Origin of the sequence: Tardiphaga sp., assembly GCF_028290785.1 — a bacterium.
Classification (GTDB): Bacteria; Pseudomonadota; Alphaproteobacteria; order Rhizobiales; family Xanthobacteraceae; genus Tardiphaga.
In genome coordinates, this window is record NZ_JAQGJD010000382.1 from 1 (window position 1) to 9,410 (window position 9,410).

The following is a 9,410-nucleotide window of genomic DNA, read 5'->3' on the forward strand; positions in this document are numbered from 1 at the left end:
GCGCCGCGGCCGCGCCCGGCGCCGCCCATGGTGCTGACGCCGCCCGCAGCCGCGCCATCGCGGCCGGCGTTTTAAGGGTGGTTGTTTGCATTGCAGTGATGTGAGCTCGTGGCCCGGACGCCGTGCAATGCGCCTTCTGAGATGCAAAGCATTCGCAGGAAGCGTTGTGCACTGCAGAGCCGGGAGCGAGCTTTCTTGGCGGCAACCGTAGTACCCGATGCGACACACCACGCGAACGCGGCGCAACGCGCTCGGGGAACGATACCGATAGCTATTTCGACTCCAGAACTGCTGAAGATCGCGAGAACAAGACGAGTCGCCGCCTGCTGCGACGATGTCGCGCAAGCGCCGGTCTTGCTACATAGATGCGTGATCGGCAACGCGCTGATGCGGCACGGCGCGCGTCCGGAAGTAATCCAGCACAAACAGCCGGATTGCTGAGGACAGGTTGCCCTGCTGTCGATTGGTGTCGATCTCCCCCACCAATTCGGACAGCGTCATATCCCGAAGATTCGAGATTTCCTTCATGCCGTTCCAGAAAGCCTCTTCCAGACTCACGCTGGTCTTGTGGCCGGCAACGACGATAGATCGTTTAACTACAGGCGATTTCATGATGCGTCCTCGCCATCGATGTGGTGCTGATCCAGCACGGTGTTCGCACGGAATGTGCGCTGCTCTTCCAAGGTTCGCTCGGATTTGGTGCGACCAAAGCGCGCCCGGTTGACCTCGGCCTGCTTGGCTGACTGGTCGCGTGCCGTGCGCTTCTTAAATCGGTTCAGATTGATCAGGTCGCCCATGATCTCTCCTGTATTAAAAATTTGATGGAGCGAGAAACGTTTCAGCTACCATCCAACAGTTGTGCGTGCTGCCGGTAGAGTCAGTTTCACTCCCCATTATGAAATTCCCCGTCACTCTTTTCGGCGACTTCGCACTTACAATACTCCAGTGCGGAGCCCTACGCTGTCACCTTCTGCTCTATCACGGTAAAAATCGTCAATGATAGATGATCGGTCTAAGCACTTAGCCGATATGAGTTATAACTATTTCACTACCGGGTCTTTCTCAACAAGCTGTTACCCCCGTTGTTCCATTACCCGGGATGTATCATTTTGGCCGGCTGCACGAGTCGATCGAATTCGGCCGATGTAACAAACCCTAGTCGCACAGCCTCTTCTCTCAAAGTCGTGCCGCTGGCGTGAGCAATTTTGGCTACCTTCGCGGCATTATCATATCCTATTTTTGGCGCGAGCGCCGTAACCAGCATCAATGATCGCTGCATCAAATCGTGAATGCGTTGCTCGTCGGCGCGAATTCCCTCGACACAGTTCTCTGTGAATGATCGCGCAACGTCCGCGATCAATTGGATGGACTGCATCATGCAATGCGCCATCACCGGCTTGTACACGTTGAGTTCGAAGTGGCCCTGGCTGCCGGCCACCGTGATGGCCGTGTGGTTGCCGAATACCTGACAGCAAACCATTGTCATTGCTTCGCATTGCGTCGGATTCACCTTCCCCGGCATGATCGAGGAGCCCGGCTCGTTCTCCGGAAGGATCAGTTCGCCGAGCCCCGAACGCGGCCCCGAACCGAGCAGGCGAATGTCGTTTGCAATCTTGAATAAACCTGTCGCGACGGCGTTGATCGCCCCGTGCACGAACACATAGGCGTCATTCGACGCCAGCGCTTCGAACTTGTTCGGCGCAGTGGTGAACGGAAGCTTGGTGATGGCAGCGGCGTGCTTTGCAAACAATTTGGCAAAGCGCGGCTTGGAGTTGAGTCCGGTGCCGACGGCGGTGCCGCCCTGCGCCAGCGGGTAGAGATCCTTCACCGCGACGCGCAGCCGCGCGATTCCGCTCTCGACCTGCGCGGCATAGCCGGAGAATTCCTGACCGAGAGTCAGCGGCGTCGCGTCTTGCGTGTGGGTGCGGCCGATCTTCACGATCTTGGCGAATGCCTTTTCCTTCTTCCGCAGTGCGACAAGCAATTCGCTCAGAGCGGGGATCATGTCGTGAAGTATACTTTGAGTTGCAGCGATGTGCATTGCGGTCGGAAATGAATCATTCGACGACTGACTCATGTTGACGTGGTCGTTAGGATGCACGGGCTTCTTGGCTCCGCGCTCGCCGCCGAGCATTTCGCTGGCGCGGTTGGCGATCACCTCGTTGAGGTTCATGTTGGTCTGTGTGCCGGATCCGGTCTGCCAGACCACCAGCGGAAAGTGATCGTCGAACTGGCCGTCGATGACTTCGCGGGCGGCGGCGACGATGGCGCGGGCGAGCTTCGGGTCGAGCAGGCCGAGTTCGAGGTTGGTTTGCGCCGCGGCGAGCTTGACGATGCCCAGCGCGCGAACGATGCCCATCGGCATCCGGTCATGGCCGATCTTGAAATTCTGCCGCGACCGTTCGGTCTGCGCGCCCCAGTAACGATCCGACGCTACTTCGATCGGGCCGAAGCTGTCGGTCTCGGTGCGGGTCGGCTTCGCGGCGGTGGCGGTCTTAGAAGATGCGAGCTTGGAAGATGCGGGCTTGGAAGATTTGGCCATGGATGCGGTCCTTGCGACGCCGCGATCCCTGTAGACACGGCGCATGCGTATGAGGCCGCACGAGCGCGGCTCCCATACTCTATACCGCTATGTCGATTATTTCTTCCGGAAGCGGTCTAAACGCACCACTTCGGCGCCTTCGCTGGGCTTGGCGGGCTCTTCGTCCGATTCGGGCGCAGGCGCGGCCGGCGGCGCGGCGAGGGACGTGGCAGCGGTTTCGGCCGACGTCGTCGACGTCGCGGCGGTCTCGGTCACGGCATCGGTGGGCTCGAACTGCAGGCCGAACTGCACCGACGGATCGAAGAAGCTCTTGATGGAATTGAACGGCACCACCAGGCGCTCGGGAATGCCATTGAAGGAGAGCCCGACTTCGAAGCGATCCTCGGTCACCACCAGATCCCAGAATTGATGCTGCAGGATCACCGTCATCTCTTCCGGATATTGCGCCAGCAGGCGCGGCGACAGTTTGACGCCGTCGGCGGTCGACACGAAGGTGATGAAGAAGTGGTGCTCGCCGGGCAGGCCGTGCTCGGCGGCGTCGATCAGCACGCGCCGCAAAACGCCGCGCAGGGCATCACGCGCCAGGACGTCGTATCGGATATGATCGGTTGCCATTAGTCGGTCCCGTCGCGTTCGAAAAAAGCCGGAGGCGGAGCAGTGGACGTGCCGTGGTCCGACTCACACTATTTCTGCCATTCTACGCCGGCATAAGCCCCAGGTCTGCAGGGCAGGCAAGCCGGCGCCCTCAATATAGAGCGGAAATAGAAGGGGATAAAGCCGTGCGGGGGCTTCAGGCGACGTGACGTAGCGGTCGGAGTTGGGCGGGCCGGACCGGGTTTGATGCACTGCCGCGAACAACGGGTGTCGCCGGGCGTGCGGCGGTAACAGGGGTGAAAGCCGCGACGGCTGCGCCGGTTACGCGATGGCTGTGCGGCTCAACCCGCTATGGTTGTCGTGGCCGGGCGGATTTGGTTTCGCTGGCATTGTGCCATGAAAATCGCTAGGCAGGCTTGGTCTGGGGGTTGCAACGCAGCCGCCAAAGGACGTTGGGCTACAAGCTCGTTTAAGGGGAACGTACCGATGAGTGATGCGCCGAGCCATGTGCCGGGAGAATCGATCCTGCCAGGCTGGATAAAAGGGCCACAGGATTTTTTTGGCGGTCTCGCCCTGGTGGCGATCGCGCTGTTCGCGCTGTGGGCGTCCAGCGACTTGCAGGGCATGCGCGGCTTCTCGTTCGGCGCCGGCACCGCGCCGCGGATGTTCGGCGTGCTGCTGCTGGTGCTGGGCTTTGCCATCATGGTGGTCGGCGCGTTCACCGAAGGGCCGAAGCTCGCAGTCTATGCCTGGCGCGGGCCGCTATTCGTGTCGCTGGCGATCCTGAGCTTCGCCGTCAGCATCCGCCCGATGGGCATGATCTTTTCCGCCATGGCCAGTTTCATGATTGCCGCTTTGGGCACCCATGAGACGCAATGGAAAGAGACCTTCATTGTCGGCGTCTGCCTGACGGCGGGCTGTGCTCTCCTATTTCCCTACGCGCTAGGTCTGCCTCTGCAGATGCTGCCCGCGTTTCTGAACCGCTGAGGGCGCTATGGGCGATCTTTTTTCCAATCTCGGTCTCGGCTTCGGCGTCGTTTTCCAGTTCGTGCAATGGGCTCCTGCGTTCCTGCACGGGATGTCGATTCCGATTCCCATCAACATCCTGCTCTGCCTGATCGGCGCGCTGGTCGGCACGCTGGTCGGCGTGTTGCCGGGCATCGGCACCATCGCCACCGTGGCCATGCTGCTGCCGATCACCTTTGGCCTGCCGCCGGTCGGCGCGCTGATCATGCTCGCCGGCATCTATTACGGCGCGCAATATGGCGGCTCGACCACCTCGATCCTGGTCAACATTCCCGGTGAGGCGAGTTCGGTGGTCACCGCGCTGGACGGTTTCCAGATGGCCAAGCAGGGCCGCGCCGGTCCGGCGCTGGCGATTGCCGCGATCGGCTCGTTCTTCGCCGGTTGCGTCGCCACCGTACTGATCGCGGTGCTCGGCGCGCCGCTGACCAAGCTGGCGCTGGCGTTCGGCCCCGCCGAATATTTCTCGCTGATGGTGCTCGGCCTGATCTTTGCGGTGGTGCTGGCCAAGGGCTCGGTGCTGAAGGCGATCGCGATGATCGTGTTCGGCCTGCTGCTGTCGATGGTCGGCTCCGACATCGAAACGGGCGCCGCGCGGATGTCGTTCAACGTCCCCGAACTGGCTGACGGCCTCGGCTTTGCCACCGTCGCCATGGGCCTGTTCGGTTTTGCGGAAATCATCCGCAACCTGGATGCCGGCGGCGAGGGCGATCGCGACCTGGTTCAGGAGAAGGTGACGGGCCTGATGCCGACCCGGAAGGACATGATGGACTCTGCGCCGGCGATTCTTCGCGGAACGGTGCTGGGCTCGATCCTCGGCATCCTGCCAGGTGGCGGCGCGGTGATTGCGTCGTTTGCCGCCTATACGCTGGAAAAGAAGCTTTCCAAGGATCCGTCGCGGTTCGGCCGCGGCGCGATCGAAGGCGTCGCCGCCCCGGAAAGCGCTAACAACGCCGCGGCGCAGACCTCGTTCATCCCGTTGCTGACGCTGGGCATCCCGCCCAACGCGGTGATGGCGCTGATGGTCGGCGCGATGACCATCCACGGCATCGTGCCGGGTCCGCAGGTGATGCAGAAGCAGCCCGAACTGGTCTGGGGCATGATCGCCTCGATGTGGGTCGGCAACCTGATGCTGCTGATCATCAACCTGCCGCTGGTCGGCATCTGGGTCCGCCTGCTGCGCGTGCCCTACCGGCTGATGTTCCCGTCGATCGTGATCTTCTGCTGCATCGGCATCTATTCGGTGAATAACGCGCCGATGGACGTCGTGCTGGCCGGGATCTTCGGTCTGCTCGGCTACTGGCTGATCAAGCACGACTTCGAGCCGGCGCCGTTGCTGCTCGGCATGGTGCTGGGTCCGCTGATGGAAGAGAACCTGCGCCGGGCCCTGCTGATCTCGCGCGGCGATGCGACGGTATTCTTCACCCGCCCGTTGTCGGCCAGCCTGATGGCCATCTCGGCCTTCCTGCTGGTGCTGGCGCTGCTTCCCTCCTTGCGCAAGAAGCGCGACGAGGTGTTCGTCGAATCCGAAAGCTGAACTGCGGCGTGTATTGAGTTGCCCCGAACGCATCGCGTTGGCGATGACAAAAAATTCGGGGAGAACGTCATGAATTACCTTCGTCGCACGCTTGCGACCGCCGGACTTGCGCTGGCCAGCATTGCCGCAATGGCCGGTTCCGGCCAGGCCCAGGACTATCCGACCCGCACCATCACCATGATCGTGCCGTTTGCCGCGGGTGGTCCGACCGACATCATCGCCCGTATCGTCACGGCCGAGATGGCCAAGACGCTGGGCCAGAGCATCATCATCGAGAATGTGGTCGGCGCCGGCGGCACCACCGCGACCACGCGCGCGGCGCGCGCCAACCCCGACGGCTACACGCTGATCACCGGCCACATGGGCACCCATGCCGCCGCCGTGCCGCTGTATCCGAAGCTGGCCTATCATCCCGAGAAGGACTTCGAACCGGTCGCGCTGCTCGCCGGCACGCCGATCCTGATCCTGGCCAAGAAGGATTTCCCGGCCAAGGATCTCAAGGAATTCGTGGCTTACGTGAAGGCCAATACCGACAAGATGAACATGGCCCATGCCGGCATCGGCTCGGTGTCCTACTCGTCCTGCGAGCTGCTCAGTTCGGTGCTGGAGATCAAGCCGACCGGGGTGCCGTTCAACGGCACCGGACCCGCGATGAACGCGCTGGTCGGCGGCCAGGTCGATTACATGTGCGACCAGATCGTCAACGCCGTGCCGCAGATCAACGGCGGCACCATCAAGGCCTATGCAGTGGCGACGCCGGAGCGCAACCCGTCGCTGCCAGACCTGCCGACCACCATCGAAGCCGGCCTGCCGAAGTATCAGGTCTCCGCCTGGAACGCGATCTTCGCCCCCAAGGGCACGCCGCCCGCGATCGTCGCCAAGCTCAATGCCGCCGCCGCCAAGGCGCTGGACGACGAGAACGTGCGCAAGCGGCTGCTCGACCTCGGCTCCGACATTCCCAAGGCCGACGGCCGCACCCAGGCCGCGCTGGCGGCCCTGGTGAAGAGCGAAGTCGAAAAATGGTCGGCGGTGCTGAAGCCCGCGATGTGATCCAGCGCCGGATGGCGGCGTGATTTGAGGGGCCGGATTTCAGGATCCGGCCCTTGTCATCGGCGGGGCAGGAACCACTTTTCCGGGTATAATCCGGGAATCGCCGTGTTGCACGACCGGCCGGAACGATAAGTTCGTCGGCTCATCAGGCCCGCATAGACCATGAACCAGTATCACGACCTGCTCGAACGCATCCTCGCCGACGGCGCCGAAAAGCACGACCGCACCGGCACCGGCACGCTGTCGGTGTTCGGCCACCAGACGCGCTTCAACCTGGCCGCCGGTTTTCCGATGCTGACCACCAAGAAGCTGCCGCTGAAGGCAATCATCCACGAGTTGCTGTGGTTTCTCGCCGGCGACACCAATATCAAATATCTCAAGGACAACGGCGTCTCGATCTGGGACGAATGGGCCGACGCCAATGGCGATCTCGGCCCGGTCTACGGCTCGCAGTGGCGCTCGTGGCCGGCGGCCGACGGGCGGGCCATCGACCAGATTGCCAATGTCGTTGACATGATCAAACGCAATCCGGACTCGCGGCGGCTGATCGTGACGGCGTGGAATCCCGCGGACGTCGATAAGATGGCGCTCCCGCCATGCCACTGCCTGTTCCAGTTCTATGTCGCGAACGGCAAGTTGTCGTGCCAGCTCTACCAGCGCTCCGCCGACGTGTTCCTCGGCGTGCCCTTCAACATCGCATCCTACGCGCTGCTGACGATGATGGTGGCGCAGGTCACCGGCCTGAAAGCGGGCGACTTCATCCATACGCTCGGCGACGCGCATCTGTATTCCAACCACCTGGAGCAGGCCCGGCTGCAACTGACGCGGCCCACGCGCCCGCTGCCGGTGATGAAGATCAATCCGGAGGTGAAGGATATCTTTGCGTTCCGGTACGAGGACTTCGTGCTGGATGGCTACGATCCGCATCCGCATATCAAGGCGGCGGTTGCGGTATGAGCCTTTCCATACGTGCGGCTCGCAGCGACGACGCCGCGTTGGTTCTCGGGTTCGTGCGCGAGCTGGCGGCGTATGAAAAGCTTTCGCACGAGGTCGGCGCGACCGAGGCCATGATCTCGGAAGCCCTGTTCGGTACTCAGCAGCGCGTCTATTGCGACATCGCGGAATGGAATGGCGAGCCGGTCGGGTTTTCACTCTGGTTTCTCAATTTCTCCTCGTTCCGGGGGCGTCACGGCATTTATCTCGAGGATTTGTTTGTGCGGCCCGCGCACCGCAGACACGGCGTCGGCAAAGCACTGATGGTGACATTGGCGAAACGCTGCGTCGAGAAGGGGTGGGCGCGCTTTGAATGGTCGGTGCTGGATTGGAATGCGCCATCAATTGCATTCTACAAATTGATCGGCGCGACCATGATGGATGAGTGGACGATCTGCCGTGCGAGCGGTGAGGCGCTGCAGAAGCTGGCGTCGGAGTCTGCCGCATGATCTCCATCACCCTCATGGTCGCCATCGCCGAGAACGGCGTCATCGGGCAGGGCAATGCGATTCCGTGGCGGCTTAAGTCCGACATGCAGCGTTTGAAGGCGCTGACCATGGGCAAGCCGATCGTGATGGGCCGCAAGACCTTCGAGTCGTTTCCGCGACGGCCGCTGCCGGGACGGACCAACATCGTCATTACCCGCAATGCCGGATACCAGGCGGCCGGTGCGGTGGTGACCACCTCGTTCGATCAGGCGCGCGACGTGGCGCTCGGCGACGCGCTGCGGCGCTCGGTCACCGAGATTGCGGTGCTTGGCGGCGCGGAGATTTATGCGCAATGGATGGATGTCGCCGACCGGCTCGAAATCACCGAAGTCCATGCCCGCCCGGTCGGCGATACGCATTTTCCGGCCATCGATCCGGCGATCTGGGAAGAGGCGGCGCGGGTCCGGCATTCTGCTGCGGCCGAGGACAGCGTCGATTTCTCCTATGTGACATATCGCCGACGCAGTCCGCATTAACCGCGTTTGCGACTGTTAACATTGACAATTGTGGCTTTAAGCATAGCTCCAGCGTTACGGCTCCCGCGTTGTAAGAGCCGGGTCCGTCCCCTATAAAGCCGTCCAGATGTGGCGAGACCGGGTTGCCCGGCCGCGCAGAGGAGAGTGTGAATGCCGTGGAAGAATCAAGGCGGAGGTCCGTGGAGCTCTGGTCCGAAGGGACCATGGGGATCCGGTCCGCAAGCGTCCGGACCGAGGCCGCCTGATCTCGAGGATCTGCTGCGCCGTGGCCAGGACCGTCTGCAGTCGTTGCTGCCCGGCGGCTTCGTCAGCGGCATGGGCATCGCCTTGGTGCTGGCCGCCGCTTTGGTGATCTGGGGCCTGTCCGGCTTCTTCCGCGTGCAGTCCGAAGAGCTCGGCGCCGTGCTGCGCTTCGGCAAGCATGTCCGCACCGTGCAGCCCGGCCTGAACTATCATCTGCCGTATCCGATCGAGACCGTGCTGCTGCCGAAGGCGTTGCGCGTCTCGACCCTGAGCATCGGCATGACCATCGGCGACGACCCGTCGCGCCGCGGTCGCACCATCCGCGACGTGCCCGAGGAAAGTCTGATGCTGACCGGCGACGAGAATATCGTCGACGTCGACTTCACGGTGCTGTGGCGCATCAAGCCCGACGGCGTCGGCAACTTCCTGTTCAACATCCAGAACCCCGAAGGCACCGTGAAGGC

General features: G+C 62.4%; 11 protein-coding genes. 7 read left to right on the forward strand and 4 right to left on the reverse strand.

All coding sequences use genetic code 11. From position 1 onward, the window contains the following. Nucleotides 1-357: 357 nt before the first annotated feature. From JWR89_RS24240 to JWR89_RS24255, 4 genes are all read right to left on the reverse strand, one after another. Nucleotides 358-612, reverse strand: a complete 255-nt coding sequence (locus tag JWR89_RS24240) for a ribbon-helix-helix domain-containing protein (RefSeq protein ID WP_299720749.1) — start codon at nt 610-612, stop codon at nt 358-360. Next, nucleotides 609-797, reverse strand: a complete 189-nt coding sequence (locus JWR89_RS24245) for a DUF4169 family protein (RefSeq protein WP_299720750.1) — start codon at nt 795-797, stop codon at nt 609-611. Before JWR89_RS24245 ends, JWR89_RS24240 begins: the two co-directional genes overlap by 4 nt. Nucleotides 798-1,090: 293 nt before the next feature. Then, on the reverse strand, nt 1,091-2,542 hold the full coding sequence (fumC, locus tag JWR89_RS24250) for a class II fumarate hydratase (RefSeq protein WP_299720751.1): 1,452 nt from the start codon (nt 2,540-2,542) through the stop codon (nt 1,091-1,093). Between the two features lie 96 nt (nt 2,543-2,638). Beyond that, nucleotides 2,639-3,157, reverse strand: a complete 519-nt coding sequence (locus tag JWR89_RS24255) for a ClpXP protease specificity-enhancing factor SspB (protein ID WP_299720752.1) — start codon at nt 3,155-3,157, stop codon at nt 2,639-2,641. A gap of 465 nt (nt 3,158-3,622) precedes the next feature. Between JWR89_RS24255 and JWR89_RS24260 the strand changes: the two genes are divergently transcribed. The 7 genes from JWR89_RS24260 to JWR89_RS24290 form a co-directional block, all read left to right on the forward strand. Then, a complete protein-coding gene (locus JWR89_RS24260; protein WP_299720753.1) occupies nt 3,623-4,123 on the forward strand; it encodes a tripartite tricarboxylate transporter TctB family protein in 501 nt (166 codons plus the stop codon). Between the two features lie 7 nt (nt 4,124-4,130). Next, a complete protein-coding gene (locus JWR89_RS24265) occupies nt 4,131-5,696 on the forward strand; it encodes a tripartite tricarboxylate transporter permease (RefSeq protein ID WP_299720754.1) in 1,566 nt (521 codons plus the stop codon). A 69-nt stretch (nt 5,697-5,765) separates the two neighbouring features. Beyond that, nucleotides 5,766-6,746: a tripartite tricarboxylate transporter substrate-binding protein gene (locus JWR89_RS24270; protein WP_299720755.1), complete on the forward strand. Its 981-nt coding sequence runs from the start codon at nt 5,766-5,768 to the stop codon at nt 6,744-6,746. Between the two features lie 162 nt (nt 6,747-6,908). Beyond that, nucleotides 6,909-7,703, forward strand: coding sequence for a thymidylate synthase (locus JWR89_RS24275; RefSeq protein ID WP_299720756.1), 795 nt, complete (start codon nt 6,909-6,911; stop codon nt 7,701-7,703). Further along, a complete protein-coding gene (locus tag JWR89_RS24280) occupies nt 7,700-8,188 on the forward strand; it encodes a GNAT family N-acetyltransferase (RefSeq protein ID WP_299720757.1) in 489 nt (162 codons plus the stop codon). The genes JWR89_RS24275 and JWR89_RS24280 overlap by 4 nt, the downstream gene beginning before the upstream one ends. Then, nucleotides 8,188-8,703, forward strand: a complete 516-nt coding sequence (locus JWR89_RS24285) for a dihydrofolate reductase (protein WP_299720759.1) — start codon at nt 8,188-8,190, stop codon at nt 8,701-8,703. Before JWR89_RS24280 ends, JWR89_RS24285 begins: the two co-directional genes overlap by 1 nt. 150 nt (nt 8,704-8,853) lie before the next feature. Beyond that, nucleotides 8,854-9,410, forward strand: a 557-nt coding sequence (locus tag JWR89_RS24290; RefSeq protein ID WP_299720758.1) for a protease modulator HflK, incomplete at its 3' end; no start/stop codon positions are given.

What these genes read in the sequence shown, in the direction of transcription:
- JWR89_RS24275 (WP_299720756.1), top strand. Translation starts at nt 6,909, where the DNA reads ATGAACCAGTATCACGACCTGCTCGAACGCATCCTCGCCGACGGCGCC.
- JWR89_RS24280 (WP_299720757.1), top strand. Translation starts at nt 7,700, where the DNA reads ATGAGCCTTTCCATACGTGCGGCTCGCAGCGACGACGCCGCGTTGGTT.
- JWR89_RS24270 (WP_299720755.1), top strand. Translation starts at nt 5,766, where the DNA reads ATGAATTACCTTCGTCGCACGCTTGCGACCGCCGGACTTGCGCTGGCC.
- JWR89_RS24255 (WP_299720752.1), bottom strand. Translation starts at nt 3,157, where the DNA reads ATGGCAACCGATCATATCCGATACGACGTCCTGGCGCGTGATGCCCTG.
- JWR89_RS24245 (WP_299720750.1), bottom strand. Translation starts at nt 797, where the DNA reads ATGGGCGACCTGATCAATCTGAACCGATTTAAGAAGCGCACGGCACGC.
- JWR89_RS24265 (WP_299720754.1), top strand. Translation starts at nt 4,131, where the DNA reads ATGGGCGATCTTTTTTCCAATCTCGGTCTCGGCTTCGGCGTCGTTTTC.
- JWR89_RS24240 (WP_299720749.1), bottom strand. Translation starts at nt 612, where the DNA reads ATGAAATCGCCTGTAGTTAAACGATCTATCGTCGTTGCCGGCCACAAG.
- fumC (WP_299720751.1), bottom strand. Translation starts at nt 2,542, where the DNA reads ATGGCCAAATCTTCCAAGCCCGCATCTTCCAAGCTCGCATCTTCTAAG.
- JWR89_RS24260 (WP_299720753.1), top strand. Translation starts at nt 3,623, where the DNA reads ATGAGTGATGCGCCGAGCCATGTGCCGGGAGAATCGATCCTGCCAGGC.